Origin of the sequence: Jiangella aurantiaca, from assembly GCF_004349105.1 — a bacterium.
Classification (GTDB): Bacteria; Actinomycetota; Actinomycetes; order Jiangellales; family Jiangellaceae; genus Jiangella; species Jiangella aurantiaca.
The window spans coordinates 53,115-74,629 of sequence record NZ_SMLB01000027.1 but is presented as its reverse complement, the minus strand read 5'-3'; the positions used below and the strand labels follow the sequence as shown (position 1 = coordinate 74,629).

19 protein-coding genes are annotated in these 21,515 nt (G+C 72.0%); 12 read left to right on the top strand and 7 right to left on the bottom strand.

What is annotated here, in order from left to right:
* The first annotated feature begins 1 nt into the window (after position 1).
* The 4 genes from E1262_RS18645 to E1262_RS18630 all read left to right on the top strand — a co-directional run bounded on the left by E1262_RS18645 (position 2) and on the right by E1262_RS18630 (position 6,629).
* Positions 2 to 2,386, top strand: a complete 2,385-nt coding sequence (locus tag E1262_RS18645) for a hypothetical protein (protein ID WP_203454011.1) — start codon at positions 2 to 4, stop codon at positions 2,384 to 2,386.
* Positions 2,387 to 2,453: 67 nt separating this feature from the next.
* On the top strand, positions 2,454 to 4,670 hold the full coding sequence (locus E1262_RS18640; protein WP_132104636.1) for an FAD-dependent oxidoreductase: 2,217 nt from the start codon (positions 2,454 to 2,456) through the stop codon (positions 4,668 to 4,670).
* Complete coding sequence (locus E1262_RS18635; RefSeq protein ID WP_203454009.1) at positions 4,667 to 5,530, top strand: NAD-dependent epimerase/dehydratase family protein; 864 nt, start codon at positions 4,667 to 4,669, stop codon at positions 5,528 to 5,530. Before E1262_RS18640 ends, E1262_RS18635 begins: the two co-directional genes overlap by 4 nt.
* A 28-nt stretch (positions 5,531 to 5,558) precedes the next feature.
* A complete protein-coding gene (locus E1262_RS18630; RefSeq protein WP_132104635.1) occupies positions 5,559 to 6,629 on the top strand; it encodes an FAD-dependent oxidoreductase in 1,071 nt (356 codons plus the stop codon).
* A 139-nt stretch (positions 6,630 to 6,768) separates the two neighbouring features.
* Here E1262_RS18630 and E1262_RS18625 read toward each other — a convergent pair whose 3' ends face one another.
* From E1262_RS18625 to E1262_RS18615, 3 genes are read right to left on the bottom strand one after another with little or no spacing between them, the layout of a single operon-like run.
* Complete coding sequence (locus tag E1262_RS18625; RefSeq protein ID WP_420810541.1) at positions 6,769 to 7,662, bottom strand: carbohydrate ABC transporter permease; 894 nt, start codon at positions 7,660 to 7,662, stop codon at positions 6,769 to 6,771.
* Between the two features lie 47 nt (positions 7,663 to 7,709).
* Positions 7,710 to 8,720: a carbohydrate ABC transporter permease gene (locus tag E1262_RS18620; protein WP_132104634.1), complete on the bottom strand. Its 1,011-nt coding sequence runs from the start codon at positions 8,718 to 8,720 to the stop codon at positions 7,710 to 7,712.
* Positions 8,717 to 10,132, bottom strand: a complete 1,416-nt coding sequence (locus E1262_RS18615; RefSeq protein ID WP_132104633.1) for an ABC transporter substrate-binding protein — start codon at positions 10,130 to 10,132, stop codon at positions 8,717 to 8,719. Before E1262_RS18615 ends, E1262_RS18620 begins: the two co-directional genes overlap by 4 nt.
* A 166-nt stretch (positions 10,133 to 10,298) precedes the next feature.
* Between E1262_RS18615 and ggh the strand changes: the two genes are divergently transcribed.
* Positions 10,299 to 11,699 (top strand): glucosylglycerate hydrolase, encoded by a 1,401-nt coding sequence (ggh, locus tag E1262_RS18610; RefSeq protein ID WP_132104632.1) that lies wholly within the window; start codon positions 10,299 to 10,301, stop codon positions 11,697 to 11,699.
* The gene (locus E1262_RS18605) at positions 11,683 to 12,858 is read left to right on the top strand and encodes an MGH1-like glycoside hydrolase domain-containing protein (protein WP_132104631.1); all 1,176 of its coding nucleotides are present in this window, start codon (positions 11,683 to 11,685) and stop codon (positions 12,856 to 12,858) included. Before ggh ends, E1262_RS18605 begins: the two co-directional genes overlap by 17 nt.
* A gap of 8 nt (positions 12,859 to 12,866) precedes the next feature.
* On the opposite strand, the gene E1262_RS18600 is transcribed toward E1262_RS18605, so the two are convergent.
* Entirely contained in the window at positions 12,867 to 13,484 is a 618-nt protein-coding gene (locus E1262_RS18600; RefSeq protein WP_162605981.1) for an SGNH/GDSL hydrolase family protein, read from the bottom strand.
* A gap of 97 nt (positions 13,485 to 13,581) precedes the next feature.
* Here E1262_RS18600 and E1262_RS18595 point away from each other — a divergent pair, with 97 nt between their 5' ends.
* The 3 genes from E1262_RS18595 to E1262_RS18585 all read left to right on the top strand — a co-directional run bounded on the left by E1262_RS18595 (position 13,582) and on the right by E1262_RS18585 (position 16,105).
* On the top strand, positions 13,582 to 14,793 hold the full coding sequence (locus E1262_RS18595) for an ROK family transcriptional regulator (protein WP_203454006.1): 1,212 nt from the start codon (positions 13,582 to 13,584) through the stop codon (positions 14,791 to 14,793).
* A gap of 23 nt (positions 14,794 to 14,816) precedes the next feature.
* On the top strand, positions 14,817 to 15,653 hold the full coding sequence (locus E1262_RS18590; RefSeq protein ID WP_162605980.1) for an LLM class F420-dependent oxidoreductase: 837 nt from the start codon (positions 14,817 to 14,819) through the stop codon (positions 15,651 to 15,653).
* Positions 15,654 to 15,718: 65 nt separating this feature from the next.
* Positions 15,719 to 16,105: a hypothetical protein gene (locus tag E1262_RS18585; protein WP_132104628.1), complete on the top strand. Its 387-nt coding sequence runs from the start codon at positions 15,719 to 15,721 to the stop codon at positions 16,103 to 16,105.
* 68 nt (positions 16,106 to 16,173) lie between these two features.
* Here E1262_RS18585 and E1262_RS18580 read toward each other — a convergent pair whose 3' ends face one another.
* Positions 16,174 to 16,395, bottom strand: coding sequence for a hypothetical protein (locus E1262_RS18580; protein ID WP_203454005.1), 222 nt, complete (start codon positions 16,393 to 16,395; stop codon positions 16,174 to 16,176).
* A 286-nt stretch (positions 16,396 to 16,681) separates the two neighbouring features.
* Here E1262_RS18580 and E1262_RS18575 point away from each other — a divergent pair, with 286 nt between their 5' ends.
* Both E1262_RS18575 and E1262_RS18570 read left to right on the top strand, forming a co-directional pair.
* A complete protein-coding gene (locus E1262_RS18575; protein WP_132104627.1) occupies positions 16,682 to 17,305 on the top strand; it encodes a hypothetical protein in 624 nt (207 codons plus the stop codon).
* 179 nt (positions 17,306 to 17,484) lie between these two features.
* Positions 17,485 to 18,261 carry a hypothetical protein gene (locus E1262_RS18570; RefSeq protein ID WP_162605979.1) on the top strand — a complete coding sequence of 259 codons (777 nt, stop codon included), beginning with the start codon at positions 17,485 to 17,487 and terminating at the stop codon, positions 18,259 to 18,261.
* 77 nt (positions 18,262 to 18,338) lie between these two features.
* Here the strand turns inward: E1262_RS18570 and E1262_RS18565 are convergent, their stop codons facing one another.
* Positions 18,339 to 19,181, bottom strand: a complete 843-nt coding sequence (locus tag E1262_RS18565) for a DUF4097 family beta strand repeat-containing protein (RefSeq protein ID WP_132104625.1) — start codon at positions 19,179 to 19,181, stop codon at positions 18,339 to 18,341.
* 128 nt (positions 19,182 to 19,309) lie between these two features.
* The gene (locus E1262_RS18560; protein WP_203454004.1) at positions 19,310 to 20,503 is read right to left on the bottom strand and encodes a PQQ-dependent sugar dehydrogenase; all 1,194 of its coding nucleotides are present in this window, start codon (positions 20,501 to 20,503) and stop codon (positions 19,310 to 19,312) included.
* Between the two features lie 41 nt (positions 20,504 to 20,544).
* Here E1262_RS18560 and E1262_RS18555 point away from each other — a divergent pair, with 41 nt between their 5' ends.
* Positions 20,545 to 21,510: a 2-hydroxyacid dehydrogenase gene (locus E1262_RS18555; RefSeq protein ID WP_132104624.1), complete on the top strand. Its 966-nt coding sequence runs from the start codon at positions 20,545 to 20,547 to the stop codon at positions 21,508 to 21,510.
* Positions 21,511 to 21,515 lie beyond the last annotated feature (5 nt).

Sequence of the window (21,515 nt, the reverse complement as noted above, 5' to 3'; positions counted from 1 at the left end):
CATGGCAGAACACCACCTGACCCGGCGGACGTTCGTCGGCGGCGCCGCGGGATCGGTGGCCGTCGGCTCAGGGCTGCTGCCCGCCGTGGCCACCCGCGCCGCCGCGGCCGAGCCGGTCACGATCAGCGCGGACGGCATCGTCGTCACCGCGGGAACGGACGGCGCCGTCGTCGTCGCCGACGGCGCAGGCGTGCAGCGGCTGCGGCTGGCGCACTTCATGGTCAAGGACACCGTGCTCGGGCAGCAGCGCACCTACAGCGGCACGCCGTCGGCGATCGCGCTGCCGGACGGGCGGCCGGCGATCCGGGTCGACTACCGCATGGGCAGCACCGGCGCGGGCATCACCGTCCGCGGTACCTTCGACGTCACCGCGCGCCGCCTGCACGCCCGGTGGGAGGCCACCAGCGGCAACCAGATGTACCTGAACTCGCAGTTCCATCGGGTCGCGCTCGGTGCCGCCGGCCCCGAGAGCACCCGCGCTCTGACCCGATGGAACCGCGACAGCGGCGGCGGCGTGCCGTACGAGACCAACGACGGCGTCATCTACGCGCGCAGCTGGCCCGACATCGCCGGGTTCCTGCGCATCGCCGACAGCAACCCGGCCTGGAGCGCCGGCGACTGGGTGCACGTCGCCGGCCGCTACGAGGGCGACGTGCTGGTCCACGACGTCGACGTCGTGATCGGCGACCTGCGCCCCGCCGCGGCGAACGCGCTGGCCCAGCTGCGCCCGCTCGGCATCGACATCTGGACCGACCAGCCGTTCAACCTGTGGGACGGCGCCGGCCACCGGATGGCGGTGCATGCGCAGGCCGTCAACGGCGGTACGGCCGCCCGCGACGTCGAGCTGAGCTGGTGGGGCCGCGACTTCGACGGCGCGGTCGTGGCCAGCGGCCAGCAGACCCTGCCGCTGGAGCCCGGCGGCGTCGCCCAGCGCACCGTCGAGTTCCCATCGCCTGAGCAGGGCATCGTGTTCGTCGAAGTCAGGGTCGCCGCCGGCGACGGCGAGGCGTTCGCCCGCACCACCCTGGCGTCGCTGCGGCCGTACGAGTACCAGCCCGGCGGGCGGTTCGGCATCGCCAACTACCCGTGGCTGCTGCAGCCGAGCAAGCAGGACGTCGCCGCGCTGCTGAAGCGCATCGGCGTCGCGTCGGTGCGCATCGCCTACAACGGCGCGCCCGGCATCCCGCCGGCCGAGCTGGAGCAGCTGGGCATCATGCCGAACATCCAACACGGCGACGTCGTGTTCGGCGCGACGCCGGAGGAGGCGAAGGCCTGGGCGGCGGAGCTGGTCAAGGTAGTCATCGACGCCCGCGCGCGCTACTTCGAGGTCGACAACGAGCGCAACCAGCCGTGGATGTCCGGCCAGTTCACCGAGGAGTACATCCGCGACGGCCTGCGGCCGGTGGTCGAGCGGCTGGCCGAGCTGGGCCACGAGGTCAAGGTGATGAACAACGGCCTCGGCGGCATGGACGTCAACTGGGTGGACAACTTCCACGCCAACGGCGGCTGGGACCTCATCGACGTGTTCGCCTTCCACCCCGGCCGCGGCAACTTCACCCCCGACTACGCGCCGACGCCGGAGGAGTGGGTGACCGGCAGCAACGGCAGCTACTGGAACTTCCTCGGCGCCCTGCGCGAGGCCCGCCGCCGGATCGACGAGTACGGCGGCGACAAGGAGCTGTGGCTGACCGAGGCGTACTCGTGCACCCGGCCGAACCACTGGTGGAATGACACCATGCGCCAGTCGGCCGAGAACGTCCTGCTCACGCTGGCGCTGTGTCTGTCAGAGGGGGTCGACGGCGTCAACTGGTACCAGCTGCACGACAGCATCATCCACCAGCCGCAGAAGGCGAACCCGACCAACCCGGAGTACCACTTCGGGCTGACGAACCGCGACACCAGCGCCAAGCCGGCGCTGCTGGCGTACGCCACCGCCACCCGGATCCTGGAGGGCGCGCAGTTCGTCCGCTGGCTGGAGTTCGCCGACCCCGACGTCAAGGGGCTGCAGTTCGATACTCCGTCCGGGCCGATGTCGCTCCTGTGGACCCGCACGGACGGCTACTTCCTCAACGCCGACCACGAGGACGGCCAGGCGTACTATCCGCACCCGGAGGCGTGGGAGGACGACTGGCCGACCAAGACCGACGTCGCGTTCCGCGCCGCCCGGCTCCGCGAGGTCGACGTCCTCGGCCGCGAGCGGGTCGTCACCGGGCCGCGCGGCACCGTCACCATCCGGCTCGACGGCACGCCGCGCGTCTACTACGGCCTCGGCGACCAGCCGGAGCGCCGGGTCGAGTCCATCGTCCACCGTCCGCCGGAGGGTCATGCAAAACCGACGGGCGACGGGGGGCCGGAGGTCCCCCAGAGCCCTCGGTCCACTGCGTAAGTCGACTGGAGAAAGTTCGTGACCTTTGCATGACCCGACTTCTGAACATGCTGGAGGGCTGACGCCGATGCGGGAACAGCAGGTCCGGCACGACGTGACGGTGGTGGGCGGCGGGCTCGCGGGCGTGTGCGCCGCCATCGCCGCCGCCCGCCTCGGGCGCACCGTCGCGCTGATCAACAACCGGCCGGTGCTGGGCGGCAACTCGTCCAGCGAGATCCGGGTGTGGGTGGTCGGCGCGACGGCGCACGGCCGCAGCCACCACGCCCGCGAGACCGGCATCATGGGGGAGCTGTTCGTCGAGAACCAGTACCGCAACCCCGAGGGAAACCCGTACTACTGGGACGCGGTGGTGCTCGACGCCGTCCGGGCCGAGCCGAACATCTCGCTCTATCTCAACACCGACGTGCGCGACGTCGTCGCGTCCGGCCCGCCGGAGGCGCGTCGAGTCGAGTCGGTGACCGGCTGGACGATGGGATCGGAGCTGCTGACGACGTTCACCGGCCCTGTCTTCCTCGACTGCACCGGCGACGGTCTGGTCGGCCACCTGGCCGGGGCGGAGTACCGCATCGGGAGGGAGTCGCGGGCGGAGTACGACGAGCCGTGGGCGCCGGAGGTCGCCGACGACGTCACGCTCGGCAGCACGCTGCTGTTCTACTCCAAGGACGCCGGCGAGCCGGTCCGGTTCGTCGCGCCGGACTTCACCAAGGACATCGGTGCGACGTCCATCCCGTCGCGGCGGATCATCCGGGCCGAGGACAACGGGTGCGCCTACTGGTGGATCGAGTTCGGCGGCGAGCTGGACACCGTCCACGACAACGAGGCGATCCGCGACGAGCTGTGGGCGGTCGTCTACGGCATCTGGGACCACATCAAGAACTCTGGGCAGTATCCGGGCGCGGCGAACCTGACGCTGGAGTGGGTGGGGGCGGTGCCGGGCAAGCGGGAGTACCGGCGCTTCCTCGGCGACTACGTGCTCACTCAGCACGACGTGCTCGGCCAGACCGAGTTCGACGACCGCGTCGCGTTCGGCGGCTGGTCCATCGACCTGCACCCGCCCGGCGGCATGTACGCGCAGGAGGAGGGCGCCAAGCAGCGCTACGCCGACGGCGTCTACCACATCCCGTACCGCATCCTGTACTCGAAGAACGTGACGAACCTGCTGGTGGCGGGACGGAACGTGTCCGCGTCGCACGTGGCCTTCGGGACCACGCGCGTGCAGGCGACCACCGCGGTCATGGGCGAGGCGGCCGGGACGGCGGCGGCGTTGAGCGTCGCCGGCGGAGTGCCGCCGCGGTCGGTCGACGTCGGCGAGCTGCAGCGGACGCTGCTGCGGCAGGACGCGTCGATCGTCGGGCTGCCGCTGGTCGATGCTGCGGACCTCGCCGGTGCCGCGACGGTGACCGCGTCGGGGTCGTTGGAGTCGCTGGAGGTCGAGGACGGGTCGGCGCGGTGGCCGCTCGAAGCCGACGCGGGGCTGGTGCTGCCGGTCGACCCGGCGCTGCCCGCGCTGGAGCTGCTGGCCGACGCCGAGCACGACACGTCGCTCACTGTCGACCTGTACGACCCCGGGCCCGGGCAGAACTACGTCCCGCGGACGCTGGTGTCGACGGCATCCGTGCCGGTGCCGGCCGGCTCGAAGCAGTGGTTGCGGTTCGACCTGGACTGGGCGCCGTCGACGCCGCGCAACGCGTTCGTGCTGGTCAAGGCGGAGCCGTCGGTGGCACTGTACGTCGCCGACCGGCCGACCCCGGGCGTGCTGAGCTTCACCCGGCGGCCGCTGCGGCCGCAGGACGAGCGGCCGCAGCCGCTGCGCGAGTGGACCAACCGGGAGCTGCTGCGGCGCACGTTCTGCTTCCGTGCCGGGGCGACGGCCGCGTTCGGACCCGGTGCCGTGGTGGACGGGTACCTGCGGCCGTACGCCGGGCCGCACACGTGGGTGTCGTCGGGGCTGCCGGCCTGGCTGCAGCTGACCTGGTCGTCTCCGGTGACCGTCGGCCGGGTCGAGCTGATCGGTGACGACGACGTCGACGAGGACCTCATCAACCTGCACCGGCACCGCACGCCGTTCCCGGTGCCGCCGCCGCTGGTCCGCGACTACCGTTTCGAAGCGCTGGTGGACGGCGGCTCCTGGACGGAGGTCGCGTCGGCGACGGCGAACCGGCGGCGCCGGCGGGTGCACGAGCTGGCCGCGCCGGTGACGTGCACGGCGCTGCGGGTGGTCGTGACGGCGACCAACGGCGCACCCGCCGCCCACCTCGTCGCCGTCCGGGCCTACGCTCCGTGAGCGTGGTTTCGGAGGTGCCGCGGCGGGTGCTGGTGACCGGCGCCGCCGGCCGGATCGGCCGGGCGGTGCTGGACCTGCTGGCGGTGCGTGGCATCGAGGCGACGGCGCTGGTGCTGGAGGATCCGGGCGACCTGGCGGCGTCGCGGGTGGTCGTCGGCTCCGCCGGCGACGTCAAGGTGGTGCGGTCGGCGCTGCCGGGGGTGGACGCCGTCATCCACCTGGCCGCCCGCCCGGCGCCGACCAGCGGCACGCCCGTCGAGGTGTTCGCCGACAACACCCGGGCGACCTTCACCGTCCTCGAGTCGGCCGGGGCCGCCGGCGTGCGGCGGGCGGTGATCGCCAGCTCGTACAGCGCCAACGGCCTGCCGTGGACCCGGGAGCCGGTGCCGCCGGCCTACCTGCCGGTCGACGAGCGGCTGCCGTCCGCCGTCGAGGACCCGTACGCGCTGTCCAAGCAGGCCGACGAGCTGACCGCGGCGATGATGGCCCGCAGGCACGGACTCACGGTCGTGGCGGTGCGCTACCCGTTCGTCGGCGGCGTCGACGAACGGCTGGCCGCGCACGCGCGCCTGCTCACCGACGATCCCGCGCGTGGGGTGCGCGAGCTCTGGTCGTACCTCGACGTGCGCGACGCCGCGCTGGCCGCGCTGTCGGCGCTGGCGGTCGACGACGGCGCGGCGCACGTCGTGCTGGTGGCGGCGCCGGAGACGCTCGTGCCGTACCCGACATCGGAGCTGCTGCGGCGGTATCTCCCCGACGTCCCGGTGCGGCGGCCGCTGCCGGGCCGGACGGTGCCGATCGACACGTCGGCGGCGGCCCGGCTGTTCGGCTTCGCCGCGCGGTATCCGCTGCCGGCATGAATCGGGCGTCGGCGGCGTTGTTGCCGGCGTGAGCGAGGTGGACGTCGTCGTGATCGGGGCCGGCCAGGCCGGCTTGTCGACGGCCTACCACCTGCGCCGGCTGGGGGTGTCGTTCGTCGTGCTGGACGGCGCCGACGGGCCGGGCGGGGCGTGGGGGTCGCGGCCGCCGACGCTGACGATGGCCAAGGTGCACGGGGTGTTCGACCTGCCCGGCGCGCATCGTCCCGCGGTGGCCGGCGAGGGTGAGTTGCCCGCGTCGGAGGTGGTCGGGCGGTACTACGCCGACTACGAGCGCCGGTTCGAGCTGCCGGTGCTGCGGCCGGTGCGCGTCACGTCGGTGGAGCCGCTCGACGACGGGCGGCTGCTCGTGCGTGCCGCGGACGGCCGGACGTGGACGGCGCGCGCCGTCGCGAACGCGACCGGCACCTGGACCCGTCCGCACTGGCCGTACTACCCGGGCGCGGCGGAGTTCCGCCGCCGGCAGCTGCACTCGTCGGAGTACCGAGGGCCGGCCGCGTTCGCGGGCTCGCGGGTCGTTGTCGTCGGTGGCGGGAACTCGGCGGCGCACATCCTGTCCGAGATCGCCGACGTCGCGGCGTCCGTCACCTGGGTGACCCGACGGCCGCCGGAATTCCGGTCCGGGGAGTTCTCGCCCGAGGTCGGCCGCTCGATCATCGCCGATGTCGAGGCGCGGGTGCGGGCCGGCCTGCCGCCGCTCAGCGTCGTCGCCGTCACCGGGCTCGGCTACACCGAGGTCGTGCACGAGGCGATGGCCAAGGGCGTGCTGAACCCGCGGCCGATGTTCGCGCGCCTGGTCCCGGGTGGGGCCGAGTTCGCCGACGGGTCGGTGGTCGAGGCCGACACCATCGTCTGGGCGACCGGCTTCCGCGCCGCGCTGGGTCACCTCGCGCCACTCCACCTGCGCGAACCCGGCGGGGGCGTCCGCATGGACGGCACCCGCGTCGTCCGCGATCCCCGCATCCACCTGGTCGGCTACGGTCCGTCCGCCAGCACCGTCGGCGCCAACCGCGCGGGCCGCGACGCCGCCGTGGAGATCAAGGAGTTCCTGGCGGCCGCCGCGGCCCTTCCGGCCGCGTGAGGACCTGGTGTTGATCTTGGAGTTGTTCGGCCATCTATCGGACATTTCACCCGGCAAGTGCCGAACAACTCCAAGATCAACGCGGGCGCGTGGGGGGAACCGGGTGACGTGCCGTTCCGGTACCGGCACGGCGGCGGTTTCAGCCCTTTTCCGCGCCCGCCGTCAGACCGCCGACGAGCAGCCTCTCCGTGGCGAGGAACACGATGATGATCGGCAGGGTGATGATGACCGACCCGGCCATCAGGACCGTGGTGGGCACCTCGATGCTCCCGCTGAGCTGGGACAAGCCGAGCGACACCGTCCAGCTCTCACGGTCCTCGACGAGGAACAGCAGCGCGAAGAGGAACTCGTTCCAGGCGATCATGAAGACGAACAGCGCGTTCGCCATGATGGCCGGCATGGCGAGCGGCAGGCTGATGCGCCACATGACGCCCAACCGGCTGCAGCCGTCGATGGCGGCCGCCTCTTCCAGGCTGACCGGGATCGTGTCGAAGTAGTTGCGCAGCATGTAGATCGCGACGGCGACGATCTGCGACACGTAGACCAGCAGCAGGCCGACCAGTTCGCCGCGGAGGCCGACGCGGCTGAAGAACACGAACAGCGGGACCGCGAGCAGGATGCTGGGGAACAGGTAGACGGCCAGGAAGAGCCCGCTGATCTGACGGTGCCCGAAGAACCGCAACCGGCTGACGGCATAGGCGCCAGGGAGCGCGATCAGCAGGGTCAAGAACACGGTGCCGAGCGCCACCATGGCGCTGTTCGCCATGAACCGAAGGAACCCCTGGCCGCCGTCGGACGCCGGCCTCAGCACCTCGCTGTACGTGCTGAGGTCCCACTCGCCGGGCGAGACCAACAACGCGCCCGGGTCGCGGAGCAGCTCGTCGAGCGAGCGGACCGACAGCAGCACCATGTAGTAGAACGGGAACAACGTCACGAGGAGCAGAGCCGCGATGACCACCCAGCGCAGCACCCGGAACAGCCGGGTCTCGACGGTGTCGCGGCTGTACGGCCGGCGCGGCCGGGCGCCGTACACGGCCCGGGCCGTGGCGTCCGCCCGGGTCGGCGGGCTGGCTACGTCGCTCACCCCGCCACCTCCTCTCTCCTCGCGAACCGCCGCAGGTACAGCCCGACGACCACGGCCAGGATCACCGCCAGCACCAGCGCCTGTGCCGATGCCAGGCCGATGTCGCCGCGTGCGGTGAGGAAGTTGAACACGCGGACGCTGATGACCTCGGTGCCCGCGCCACCACCGGTGAGCAGGTAGATGTCGTCGAAGCTGTTGAACGTCCAGATGAAGCGCAGAACCGCCAGGACGGCGATGGTCGGCATGAGCTGGGGCAGGACGATGTAGCGGAACCGCTGGGTGGGCGTGGCGCCGTCGACCCGCGCGGCCTCCTCGAGCGTGGCAGGGGCCGCCTGCAACCGGGCGGTCAGGAACAGGAATGCGAACGGGAACGAGCGCCACGCCTCGAACGCGATCACTGTCATCAACGCCACCGGGACGCCGACGTCCAGGCCGAGGATCGACACCTCGGCACTGCGTTCGCTGAGGAAGGCGATCGGCGCGTCCCAGCCGAACACGTTGACGCCCAGCTCGTTGGCGACTCCGAACTGCGGGTTGAGCATGGTCCGCCACACGAACGTCACCGCGACCACCGGTGCGACGTACGGCAGCAACATGGCGGCCCGCACGAACGTCCGGCCCCGGAACGCCCCGCGCAGCGCGAGAGCGGCGACCAGCCCGATCACGATCGCCAGGCCGGTGCCGAACACCGAGTAGGCGAGCGTGGTCATCAGCGAGGGCACGAAGTCGTCCGACTCCAGGACAGTCCGGATGTTGTCCAAGGTCAGCGGGTCGAAGATGTTGGCCGAGCGCAGGTTGAGCAGCCGCACTCGCTGGAACGCCAGCAGCACGGTCCACAGGATCGGCACGACCACGACGACCAGGACGATGATCAGCGTGGGGGAGATCAGCAGCAGGCCGGCGCGTGCCTCGGAGCGGCGCATCGGGCCGTGCGGCCGGCGGGCGCGGATCTGCCCGCCGGCGCCGTCTCCGCCGCGCACCGTGCGCCCCGGGACGTCGGTCGTCATGACGCCGTGTCCGCGATCTGCTCCACCGCCTCCTGTGCCTGCTGGGCGGCGTCTTCCGCGCTCACGCCTTCCGTGGTGACGGCGCTGACGGCCTGCTGGACCGGGGCCTCGCCCACGACGGCGGTGATGAGATCGCCCTGACCCTGGGTGATCGCCCAGCGGTCGAGCTGGTCCAGCCCGCCGGCGAGCTGGTCGAGCACCTCCGGGCCGTAGAAGTCGCTCAGCGGCGCCTTGCGGTCCACGCCGGCCGGCAGCGTCGCCCAGGCATCGGCGTACTCCGTCGGTGCGTCCTCGGTACCGGCCCGTACCGGGTACTTGCCCTCCGGGGCGATGGCCATCCAGTCGATGTAGCCGTCGCTCATCATGTACTCGACGAAGGCCGATGCGGACTCCGTCGCCGATTCGGCGATGATCGACCACGACACGACCTGGCCGAACTGTGCCGGCTCCTCGCCATCAGGGCCTTGTAGGGCAGGCACGATGCCGCTGTTGCTGGCCAGGAAGGTCGGATCGGCCTGGCACTCCGGGCAGCTCGGCAGAGCGTCGTCGCGCAGACCCGCCATCTCGTCCAGTACGAACGTCGACCACACCATCATCGCGGCCTGGCCGGCGAAGTACGCCGCCCGCACCGTGTCGACGTCTTGCGCGCCGGACACGGAGTAGTTGGAGACGAGGTCGCCGTAGAACTCGAACGCCCCGACGCACTGGTCGCTGTCGAGAGTCACCTCGCCCTCGTCGTTCACCAGCTGGCACCCGTTGGCGAGCGCGATGTGCTCGAACGTCTGCTGGGTGAATGCGTCGCCGGGGCTGGTCGCGCCCACGAATCCGGCCATGCCCGGTGCGTTCAGCGCCTGTGCTGCCGCGGTGATGTCTTCGTAGGTCTCCGGCACGTCAAGGCCGGCGGCCTCGAAGAGATCTCTGCGGTACAGCAGCAGTTGCACCCACGACGTGTCGGGCACCGCAAGTTGCGCGTCACCGTCGCGGGTCAGCTCCAGCGCGCGCTCGGCGAACGTGTCCTCGCCCAGCTCCTCGACGACTGCGGCGTTCGCCTCGGTGTCGGCGAGGTCGTTCGTGCCCAGGGTGCGGACCGCCTCGAGCCCGAGCGAGCCCATGACGTCGGGCAGTTCGCCGGCGGCCGCGGCAGCCGACAGCACCTGGGTGAACTGGTCCTCGGCCACGCCGACCAGCTCCACTTCGATGCCGGTCGCGGCGGTGAAGTCGGCGATGATCGCTTCAGTGGCGGCGACCCGGTCCGGCAGCGTGTCCGTGGTCCAGACGGTGATCGGCTCGGTCGAGCCGCCGTCGCCGGACCCGTCGCCCCCGGTCCCGTCCCCGTCGTCGCCGCCGCAGGCCGTGACGGCGAGCAGCGCCAGGCCGGTCGCCGTGGCCGCGAGGCGTGTCGTGCGCTTCATCGGTGCCTCCTCGTATGGATGCGCAGGCGCCGTGCTAGCCGCGGCCCGTCGCCCGGCATTGGACGGCACTCAGCAGTGAACTCCGTTTTTTGCGTGATCGCAAGACTCTTTATGCCTATTGACAGGACTAAGTGGGTCGGGTTGCATCATCGATGTGGTTCAGGAGATGACGAACGGCAGCGCCGACGGCGAGCGGCCGGGCGGGCGCCCGACCACCGGGGACCGGTGGAACCCGCCGGAGCTCGCCGCCCGCGCGGCTTACGTGATCCGGGGCAACAGCGCCGGTGCGATGACCCGTGCCGCCCCCGACCTGTACCCGCACCAGTGGAGCTGGGATGCCGCGTTCGTCGCCGTCGGGTTGGCGCACGTCGACGTCGTCCGGGCCTGCCGCGAGCTGGACTCGCTGTTCGCGGGCCAGTGGCGGACCGGGATGATCCCGCACATCGTCTTCGACCCGTCCGAGGAGGGCTACTTCCCCGGACCGGACCGGTGGGCCAGCGCGGAGCTGACGGACGACGCGCCGCGCAGCCCGCGCACCAGCGGCATCTGCCAGCCGCCGGTCCACGCGCTGGCCGTCGAGCGGATCGCTGAGATCGCCGCGGCGCACGGCGGGCCCGCCGCCGCCCACGTCGAGCGCTGGCTGCCCGGCGCGTATGACCGGTTGCTCGCCTGGCATCGGTATCTGGTGCGCGAGCGCGATCCGCAGGGCCGCGGCCTGCTCACCATCTACCACGGCTGGGAGAGCGGCATGGACAACTCGCCGCGATGGGACCCGGTGTACGCGCACGTCGTGGTGGGCGACGACCTGCCGCCCTACGCCCGCCGCGACACCGCCGTGGTCGCCGATGCGAGCCAGCGTCCGGAACCGGCCGAGTACGACCGGTACCTGTGGCTGGTCGAACAGCTCAAACGAGCCCGCTACGACGACGCCCGCGTGCGGCCGCACGCTGAGTTCCTCACGACGGACGTCTTCGCCTCCGCCGCCTTCGCCGTCGCCAACGAGGCGCTGGCGTCCTTGGCGCGCCGGCTCGGCCGGCCCGAGCACGACGAGTTGCTCGGCGCCGCGGAGCGGTTCCGCCGCGGCGTGCTCGACGCCCGCGACGAGGCGTCGGGCGGCCTCGCGCTGGACGTCGACCTGGTGACCGGTGACCATATCCGGGTCGAGACGATCGCGGGCTTCGCGCCGCTGATCAGCGGCGGCCTGGACACCGCCGCGGAGCGGGCGTTGCTGGCGCTGCTGCGATCGCCCCGGTGGACCGGACATCCCGCCCTGCGCCACCCCGTTCTCCCGACCACCAGCCCCTCGTCGCCGGAGTTCCGGCCGCGCGCCTATTGGCGGGGACCGAGTTGGCCCGTCATGAACTGGTTCCTCGCCTGGATGCTCAACCGGCGCGGCGCCAAGGACGTCGCGGGTTCGCTGCGTGCGGCGGCGCTGGCGGAGCTGTCGGACGGATCGTTCGCCGAGTACTACGAGCCGGTGACCGGTGAGCCGCTCGGCAGCCTCGACCAGTCATGGAGCGCCGCGGCCACCCTCGACCTCGTGCTGGCCCATGACTGGTCCGACTGAGCCCGCCGCGCTCGCCACGCGAGTGCGGGCGCTGCTGGAGGCGCACTGGAACCCGGCCCGGGGCTACTGCGTCCCCAACCCGTTCACCTATCCGCACCTGTGGCTGTGGGACTCGTGCTTCCACGCCGTGATCTGGGCACATCTGGGTGACGAGCGGGCGGTCACCGAGCTCGCGGCCGTCCTGGACGGACAGCTCGACGGCGGGTTGGTGCCCCACATGCGCTACGGTCCCCAGCCGCCGGACACCTGGCTGGGCCCGCTGCCGGCGTCGTCGTCGCTGGCCCAGCCGCCGATGTTCGGCCACGCCGCGCGGGTGCTGGCGGCCCACGGGCTGCCGGTGGGCCCGAAGGTGCTGGATCGGGCGCGGCGCGGGCTGGACTGGCTGTGGGAGCATCGGCGGGCCGACGACGGACTGCTGTACGTCGTGCACCCGTGGGAGGCGGGCAACGACCACTCGCCGCGCTGGGACGACTGGGGCGCGCCCGGACGCACCGCCGCCGACTACGACCGCGCGGCGCGCAGCGCCTGGAACGCCGCCCGGGTGCACGATCTGAGCTTCGCCGCCGACGGCGCCGCGACCTGGTCGTCCTCGTTCGTCGTCAAACCCGCCGCGTTCAACGCCTACGTCGCATTCAACCTGGCCGAGCTGGCCGACCTGCTGGCCGACGACGAGCTGGCCGGGCGGGCCCGAGGGCTGGCGGCGGCGGCCGACGCGCTGCTCTGGGACCCCGCGGCGGCGCTGTGGGCGGACCTGCCCGTGGTGGGCGGCGGCCCGTCGGCCCGGATCCCCATCAGCGACGGCGTGATGGGCGCGCTGGTGACGTCCGACCCCGGCAAGGCGCACGCCGCGCTGGATCAGCTGACGCTGCCGGACCGCTTCGGAGCGCCGGCCGGGCCGGCCAACGTGGCGCGCACCCACCCGTCGTACGACCCCGGCATGTATTGGCGCGGCGCGGCCTGGCCGCACCTGAACTACCTCTTCCACCTCGCGCTGCGGCGCTGGGGCCGGGACGAGGACGCGGCGACGCTGGCGGAACGGACCCGCGCGGACGCCGTGGCGAGCGGGTGGGCGGAGTACTGGCACGCCGAGGACGGACGGGCGCTCGGTGCCGTTCCGCAGAGCTGGACGGGTCTGGTCCTGGCGATGGACGAGCGATGAGGTCGCCGTCAGTCGTCTGCGATGACGGCGAGTTCATCGGTGGCGGAGAGCGCGGCGGTGGCGGCGCGGGCGACGGCGGCGTGGCCGGCGTCGTTGGGGTGGACGGCGTCGTCGTCGAGCATGCTCCCCGGGTCCCAGTCGGCCACACGGGCCGTGACGGCGGCGTCGAACATGTTCGCCACCTCACTCAGGATCGCGTTGTAGCGATCGACGGCGTCGTCGGACCCCTGGTCGTGCGGGGCGTATCCGGAGTAGTCCAGCAGGTGCGGTTGCTCGACCATGACGACGGCCGCGGCCGGCGCCGTCGTCGTGACCGCGGTGAGGATCTGCGCCAGTGCCTCGCGGTACTGCTCTGTGCCGCGCGCGGACAGGCCGTGGAGCCGGGCGTCGTTGAGCCCGGTCATGATCAGGAACGCGGCGGACGGCGGCGGTGGCTCGCGGCGGATCAGGGCCGCCGTGTCGGGGCTGGCGGTACCGCTGACGCCGCGGTTGTCCACGCGCAGGCCGAGTGCCCGCGCCGTCCGGTCCACCAGCCGGGTCGTGGGCGCCGACGCGCCGGCGCCGCCCACCCAGGAGTGGCCGTACGCCGTCAGCGCGGCATGCTGGGGTGCGGTCGGCAGGCGCATCGCCGTCCCTTCGTCCGGGTCGTCCCGGCGATCGTACGGGAGCAACTCGGTTGAGAATGCAGGGTGGAGAGGCAACGGGCCGGAAGGGGGTCGGCGCATGGACGCAGTGAGCACGGCGGCGGTGCGGGCCGTCGAGGTGGGCTCGGCCACCAGTGGCGGGCGGCTGCTGGAGCTGATTCGCACCGGTGCCGCGCGGACGCGGCGTGAACTGCTGGAACACACTGGGCTGTCCCGCTCGACGGTGGCCGTGCGGGTGGAGCAGTTGCTCGCCGCCGGGTTCGTGCGCGAGGTGGCGACGGAGACCGGTGCTCGCGGGCGGCCTACGGCCAGGCTGGCGTTCAACCAGCGGCACGGCCTGGTCCTGGGCGCCGATCTCGGCGCCCGGCACGCTCGCGCCACCGTCAGCGACCTCGCCGGCGCTCATCTCGCCGAACGGACCGTGGCGCTGCGGATCACCGATGGGCCCGACGCCTGCCTCGGCTGGCTGCAGGAGTCGTGGCAAGCGATGCTGCGCGACGTCGGCTCCGACGTGCCGCCCGTGGTCGGGGCCGGCGTGGGGGTGCCCGGCCCGGTCGACGTCGAGACCGGCCGGCCGGTCCGGCCGCCGATCATGCCCGGCTGGCACGACTATCCGATCAAGGAACGGCTCGAAGAGGCTCTCGGCGTCCCGGCGTTCGTCGACAACGACGCCAACCTCATGGCCCTGGGCGAGTACCTCGCGGCGCCGACGTCGTCCACGTCGCTGCTGTTCGTCAAGGTCGCCACCGGTATCGGGGCCGGAGTGATCGTGAACGGGCAGCTGGTGCGCGGCCGGCACGGCGGGTCCGGCGACATCGGCCACGTGCGCATCGCCGACGACGGCGACGGCCCGTCCTGCGCCTGCGGCGCGCGCGGCTGCCTGGCGGCCAGCGCCAGTGGCGGCGCCATCGCCCGCGCCTTGGCCGAGGAGGGCCTGCCGGTGAGCACCAGCCGCGAGGCCGTCGACCTCGCCCGCGCCGGCGATCCCCGGGCGGTGGCTCTGGTCCGCCGGTCCGGCCTGCAGATCGGCGACGTGCTCGCCGCCGCGGTGAGCCTGCTCAACCCCGGCGCGCTGGTGGTGGGCGGTGACGTCATCCGCGCGCAGGAGCACTTCATGCCGGCGCTGCAGGAGCGGCTGCACCAGCGCACGCAGCCGCTGGCGACCCAGGACCTGCAGGTCTCGACCAGCGTGCTCGGCGACGGCGCGGGCGTCGCCGGAGCGGTCGCGATGGTGGTGGAGGCGGTCTACTCGGCGGCCTCCGTGGACCTCGCGCTGGCCGGTGCGGCCTGACCGGCCCGTGGTTGACTGGCGCGGTGCGCTACGGACTGAAACTGAGCCAGCAGGCCCCCATCGACGAGTACCGCGCGGTCTGGCGGATCGCCGACGAGGCGGGCTTCGACCACGTGTGGAACATGGACCACTTCGCCACCATCGGCGGCGACCCCGCGGGCGACATCTTCGACGCGTGGGCGCTGCTGGCGGCGATGGCCGAGACCACCAGCCGCGTCCGTATCGGCTGCATGGTCACCGGCAACACCTACCGCCACCCCGGCGTGCTGGCCAAGCTTGCCGTCACCGTCGACCACCTGTCCGGCGGACGGCTGGAGTTCGGGCTCGGCGCGGCGTGGGCGGAGTACGAGCACACCATGTTCGGCCTGCGGTTCGGCACCGCGGGGGAGCGGCTGGACCGCCTCGAGGAGGCCTGCCAGATCATCCGCTCCCTGTGGACGCAGGAGCGGACCACGTTCGCCGGCGAGCACTACCGCATCGAGGACGCCGTCGCCGAGCCGAAGCCGGTCCAGTCGCCGTACCCGCCGATCTGGATCGGTGGCAGCGGCCGCAAGCGAACGCTGCGCATCACGGCGCTCTACGCCGACGCCTGGAACGCTACCGGCGTCGAGCCGGCGGAGTTCGCGGAGCTGTCGGGCGTGCTCGACGCCCACTGCGCCGACGTCGGCCGCGACCCGGCGCACATCCGCCGGACGATGCAGCTGCGGCTCGGCGACGACGCGGCCGACCTCCTGCCGCGCGTCGAGGCGTTCGCCGCCGTCGGGGTCGACGACATCATCGTCATCACCCGCCCCGGCTCGGCCGAGGCGCAGGCCACCGAGGTCGCCGAGCTGCTGCCGCGGCTGCGCGCCATCGGCTGACGGCGTCGGTGGCCGGCGGCGGGGTACGTTGGGCGCGAAAGCTCCGGTCGTAGGAGGTGAGCGCGATGAGCGCCTTCACCGTCGAGTTCGAGAACGAGCCCGGACGGCTCGCCGAGGTGTGTGAAGCGATGGCGGCGCGCGGGGTCAACCTGGTGATCTGCGGTCTGGCGCACGGCGACACCGGCACGGTCGCGTTCATCGCCGACGACGAGGCGGCGGCGCGGTCGGTGCTGCAGGACGCCGGCTTCGACGCCGCCGAGCGGGACGCCCTGACGGTCCGGTTGAAGAACGCTCCCGGCGCCGGCGCCGCGACCTTCCGCAAGCTCGCCGACGCCGGGGTGAACGTCGAGGTGTTCTTGCCGGTGCGGGTCTCCAACTCACAGTTCGTCGCCGTCCTGTGCGTCGACGACCAGGAGGCCGCCATGAAGGTGCTCGGCAAGGCCGTCATCTGACCGGCCGGCGACGGCGCGGTGCCGCCGCGTGCGTTGGCGGCGGCACGACCCCTCGCGTCGTCGAACTCCTAGAACGGCCAGCCGGCCGAGCGGCCCTGCTCGAGCAGGCCGATCAGCGTGAACGTCGCGTCGCCCAGACCGCCGAACTCGTGCCGGTTCGCCCGGCCCGCAGCGAGCGCCGTCGGCCGGTATCCGCCGAGGTCGAACCCGTAGACGGGGACCCGGGCCGGGACCCTCGCCACCGGGTCGCCGTAGTCCGCGGTATCCGGGAACGTCTGCATGTCCGTCACGATCACCACGCCAGCGCGACCCCGAAGACCGCAGCTGCCTCGATCGCCGTCATCGACGACCGGGCCGAGACGCGCTGACGCATCGACGCCGAGGTGTCGACGAGCACGAGCGTGCGGCCGCGAGCGCTGGCACCGTCTGACGGTCAGCGCCAGGGTGGTTGTCACGTTCGGGCTCGGGAAAGCACCTATAGATGACGGGAGCTTGCGGGCGGAGAGCTGAGCGCCGGTCTGCAGGCCGCCGTAAGATCATCGGCCCGGTTGAGACGCAATGGGAAGGAGAGCGGGGATGTCGGTGGGTCAACGGGGTAAGGCGGTCGCGGCCGTGCTGCTACTCGCCGCCTGCGGGAGTGAGGATTCGGAGCCCGCGCCGCCCTCGCCGACGACGACAACGGCGCCTGCGATCACTGCCCCGCCCGCGCTGACCCCGGAGGAGCAGGCTGAGGCCGACATCCAGACGACGTTCGAGCAACTCATCGCCGCCTGGGACGACTTCAAAGCCAACGCCAGCGACTACGGCGGCACCTCAGGCTGGAACATTGAGCTGGTCGGCCGATGGAAGGTCGAGGGTGCGGCCAATGCGGACCTCGCAAATTGGATCGCCGCGTGGCGGTCATCGGAGATTGAACAGGTCGGCCGAGCCTTGGTTGCTCGCCACGAAGTATCGGACGTGAAACTCGACGTAACCGACCAAGGCATTCATGAAGCGACGTCGATCGCGTGCTTAGACATGTCTCAGCTGGTCTACGTAGAGTTCGAGGGCGGCGCCGCTGAGTTGCCCGAAACGCCCGCGCTCTATCAACGGTGGCATATGTCATGGACCTACGCTCCGATGGCAGATCCGGCGTCCGGCACTGAAATGCCTGGCTGGTATGTATCCCAGATCGAGGTAGCTCTGGATGAGCCGTGTTGATGAGCCCAGTGGCGACCCTACTCGCAGTCGTCGGTTCAAGCTTCGGTCAGGAGGTCTTGGCAGTTCCCGATCAGGCGGCCAGCTGTCCACCTGGCACGTTGTGGAACGGTGCCTTCTGTGAGGAAAGTGAGACTCCGCCAGACGACGCCGTGACTGGCTGCAACCAGAGCGATCCAGCATTGATCAACGTGCCGTGTGAGATCGACGGATTCGTGTTCGATGCGGCACTTGACCGGTACCTGCTGCCGCTAGCGCCGGGTCAGAACGAGCGCTACCGGCCACCCGACGGCGACCTGAGCCACCTTGGCTATTGGACCGGGCCGCAAGAACAGGGGTGGGTGTTTGACTGGCGAAAGCTCGCGGCGAATTGGTCACTCGGCTCCTATGCGTGGGGTGATCGAGGCTTGATGTGGCTGGCCGAGATGCCCGGGGAGCAGCCGCCGGTTGTCGTGGATCCGGAGGAGGTTGCACAGCAGCTCCTCGAAGGGATGACCTTCGAGCCGCTCGAACTGGGGCTGGCTCCACGTCCGCTGGAACACGCACCCGACAGCATCGGCCTGGTCGGCGCGCCGGTGTGGATGTGGGTGACCAACGCTGGACCGACGACCTGGGGGCCGATCGAGGAGTCGGCCACCGTCGGAGGCATCACGGTCACCGTGACGGCCGAGGTCGGAAGCGTCACCTGGGACATGGGTGACGGCACGACGGTCACGTGCGAGACACCTGGCGACGCCTATCGGCCGAGTCTGGGCGTCCGCCCGTCACCGAGTTGCGGCCACACCTACACGCAGACGAGCGCCGACCAGCCGGGCACCGCCTACGCTGTCACCGCGACCGCGACCTGGACGGCGACGTGGACGGCGTCCATCGGAGTCGACGGGACGCTCGAGCCGCCACGGCCGGCCACCACCGCGCACGTGCGGATCGGAGAACGCCAGGTGATCGAGACCGGCTGAGAGATGGTTGCGGGATCCGGGTCGCCATGGCTGCACGAATCCTCCACCCATCGGGCCACCGCAGAACCCGACCCCGATCAGCGGGCATCGACGACCTCGACGGAGCCGGCGCTGGAGAAGGCACGGATCTCGTGGCGGGCTCCGGGCACCGAGTCGACGGTGACGAGCTCGCGGCCGACGGCGGAGTCGGTCTCGACGTCGTAGGGGACGTCGCCGGGCAGGGAGACCCGCACCGAGCCGGCGCTGGACTCCGCGTCCAGCGACCTCGGCGGCGACACCGCCTCGACCTCCACGTCGCCGGCGCTCGACGTCACCTTGGCGACGTCGGCGTCCAGGCCAGTGACGCGCACCGAACCGGCGTCGGAGTGGGCGGTCAGGGGACCGCGCTGGTCCGACACCTCGATCGAGCCCGCGTCCGACTCCAGCGACGTTTCGCCGGAAAGCCCCGACACCACCACGGTCCCGGCGGACGCGTCGGCTGTGACCGTCGCCGACGCCGGAACGGTGATCGTCACATCGGACTCGCACCAGATGCCGAACACGCCGGAGTCGCACCCGCCGGTCACCCGCAGCACGCCGCCGGACACGGAGTGCTCGATCCCGCCGTCGCGGCTCCAGCCGGACTTCACTGAGAAGTCGAGCCGGGTCTCGTCCGACGGCGACCCTACGATCTCGACGCGGCCGGAGGAGACGTCGATCTCGACGCGGTCGACGCGCTCGGAGACGGTCACCGAGTCGTGGGAGTGGGTGATCCACGACACCGCGGTCAGGCCCGCGAACGCCACCGCGGCGAACCCGGCGAACGACAGCCCGCGCCGCACCGGCCGCCGCCGCACGCCCGGCCCGCCAAGACCCCGCCCGCCAACATCAGCCCCAGCAACACCCGGCCCGCTCCCCGCCGGCATCGTCTCGTTGGCCATGCCCCCAACGCTAGAACCGAATCGATCTCCAGCGGCTCCGACTCGGTGACGATCGTCCCCTGATTCCGGGCCCGGGGACCACCCTGACCGCGAACGCCCGAAACGTCCCCTCACCAGGCCAAAGAAGCCTACGGGGTCAGCGTCAGCCGCAGGATCCGGTCGTCGCCGGTGCGGGGGTCGCCTCTGCCGTCGGTATTGTTCGTCAGCACCCACAGCGTCCCGTCGGGGGCGACGACGGCGTCGCGCAGCCGTCCGTAGTCCGCAACGAACGCCGCCGGCTCGCCGGCATCCCCGCCGGAGGACAGCGGCACCTGCCACAGCCGCTCACCCCGCAACGCCGCGACGAAGATCGTGTCGCGCACGTACGCGATTCCGCTCGGCGATGACTCGGAGGTCGGTCGCCACTCGACCACAGGGTCGACGTAGTCGGGCGCGCCACCGACCCCCTCGACGAACGGCCAGCCGTAGTTCGCACCGGCGACGATGAGGTTGAGCTCGTCGGCATCCCGGTCGCCGAACTCCGACGCCCACAGCCGCCCCTCGTCGTCGAAGGCCAGGCCCTCGACGTTGCGGTGACCGTAGGACCAGATCGGCGACCCGTCGAACGGGTTGTCGTCCGGCACGCTCCCGTCAGGCGTGATCCGCAGGATCTTCCCGCCCAGGCTGCCGAGATCCTGCGCGTCGTCGGCGTTGCCGCTCTCGCCGGTCGAGATGTACAGCATCCCGTCCGGACCGAACGCCAGCCGCCCGCCGTCGTGCCGCGTCCCCGCGGGGATCCCGTCGAGGACGACCTCGAACGAACCCAGCGCACCAGACGCGTACGTCGTCCGCTGCACCACGTTCTGCGAGCCCATCGTCGCGTAGATGTACAGGTCGGCCGGCGACGCCGGGTCGAAGGCGAGGCCCAGCAGCCCGCCCTCGCCGGTCCCTTCGACCCCGGGGACCGCGCCGACCGGCGTCACCGCACCGGTCGTGTCGACCAGCACGATCGTGCCCTCGTCGCGCTGCGTCACCAGCGCCTGCCCGTCGCTGCCGGGCACGAACGCGATGCTCCACGGCGCGGCCAGCCCGGTGACGATCTCTTCCACCGCCGACGGCGTGACAGGTCCGGGCTGCGCGGCGGGCGACGACGGCGACGACGTCCCCGGCGACAGCGACGACGGCGCACCGGGCGACGACGGCGCACCGGGCGACGACGGCGACGCACCAGGCGACGAGGCCGACCCAGGCGGCGATGCCTCCCCGTCCGACCCCGGCTCCGAGCAGGACCCGCCCACCACGGTCAGCGCCGCGACGACCACGATCATCCGCCGGATGGACACCCGCCCATCGTGTCACGCGCGGAACGGTAGGTTCGAGGACCATGGTGGACGTCCTCATCCCGTTCTCCGCCGACTCGCTGGCGGTGCCGACCGGCCTCGACGTGCACGTCTGGGCCGGCGAGCCGACCGCGAGCAGCGGGCCGGACATGCTGACCAGTGCCGACACAACGGACATCCCTCCGCAGGATGTGCTGGACCGGGTCGAGTACTACGTCCTCCCGTACGGCTTCTCGCCGGCGGCCGTCGAGCTGCTCGACCGCCTGCCGAAGCTGCGCGCCGTCCAGACGCTCACCGCCGGCTACGAGCACGTCCTGCCGTACGTGCGCGACGGGCTCACGCTCTGCAACGCGCGCGGCGTGCACGACGCCAGCACGGCCGAGCTCGCGGTGACCCTGACGCTGGCGACGCTGCGCGGGATCCCGGCGTTCGTCCGGGCCGCGCCGACGGGGGAGTGGCTGCAGGGCTGGTACGAGTCGCTGGCCGACCGGACGGTGCTCATCGTCGGCTACGGCGCGATCGGCCGGGCCGTCGAGACGCGGCTGCAGCCGTTCGAGTGCGACGTGCTCAAGGTCGCCCGGACGGCGCGCGAGGGCGTCGCCGGCTTCGACGCGCTGCCGGAGCTGCTCGGCCGAGCCGACGTCGTCATCCTCATCCTGCCACTGACCGACGAGACCCGCGGCATGGTCGACGCAGACTTCCTGGGCCGGATGCGCGACGGCGCCGTGCTGGTCAACGTCGCCCGCGGGCCGATCGTCGACACCGACGCACTGGTCGCCGAGGTTGGGTCGGGCCGCATCCGCGCCGCCATGGACGTCACCGACCCCGAGCCGCTGCCGCCCGGCCACCCGCTGTGGACGCTGCCCGGCGCGCTGATCTCGCCGCACGTCGGCGGGCTGTCGTCGGCGTTCCTGCCGCGGGCCAGGCGGCTGGTGCAGTCGCAGCTGACGCGGCTCGCGGCGGGCGAGCCGCTGGCCAACGTCGTGCTCGGCCCGGGCGCCTCCGGCTAGCTTCC

Bases quoted from the DNA above. Each gene is read 5' to 3' on its own strand.
- E1262_RS18645 (WP_203454011.1), top strand. From the start codon at position 2: ATGGCAGAACACCACCTGACCCGGCGGACGTTCGTCGGCGGCGCCGCG.
- E1262_RS18640 (WP_132104636.1), top strand. From the start codon at position 2,454: ATGCGGGAACAGCAGGTCCGGCACGACGTGACGGTGGTGGGCGGCGGG.
- E1262_RS18620 (WP_132104634.1), bottom strand. From the start codon at position 8,720: ATGACGACCGACGTCCCGGGGCGCACGGTGCGCGGCGGAGACGGCGCC.
- E1262_RS18615 (WP_132104633.1), bottom strand. From the start codon at position 10,132: ATGAAGCGCACGACACGCCTCGCGGCCACGGCGACCGGCCTGGCGCTG.
- ggh (WP_132104632.1), top strand. From the start codon at position 10,299: ATGACGAACGGCAGCGCCGACGGCGAGCGGCCGGGCGGGCGCCCGACC.
- E1262_RS18605 (WP_132104631.1), top strand. From the start codon at position 11,683: ATGACTGGTCCGACTGAGCCCGCCGCGCTCGCCACGCGAGTGCGGGCG.
- E1262_RS18600 (WP_162605981.1), bottom strand. From the start codon at position 13,484: ATGCGCCTGCCGACCGCACCCCAGCATGCCGCGCTGACGGCGTACGGC.
- E1262_RS18595 (WP_203454006.1), top strand. From the start codon at position 13,582: ATGGACGCAGTGAGCACGGCGGCGGTGCGGGCCGTCGAGGTGGGCTCG.
- E1262_RS18585 (WP_132104628.1), top strand. From the start codon at position 15,719: ATGAGCGCCTTCACCGTCGAGTTCGAGAACGAGCCCGGACGGCTCGCC.
- E1262_RS18575 (WP_132104627.1), top strand. From the start codon at position 16,682: ATGTCGGTGGGTCAACGGGGTAAGGCGGTCGCGGCCGTGCTGCTACTC.
- E1262_RS18565 (WP_132104625.1), bottom strand. From the start codon at position 19,181: ATGGCCAACGAGACGATGCCGGCGGGGAGCGGGCCGGGTGTTGCTGGG.
- E1262_RS18555 (WP_132104624.1), top strand. From the start codon at position 20,545: ATGGTGGACGTCCTCATCCCGTTCTCCGCCGACTCGCTGGCGGTGCCG.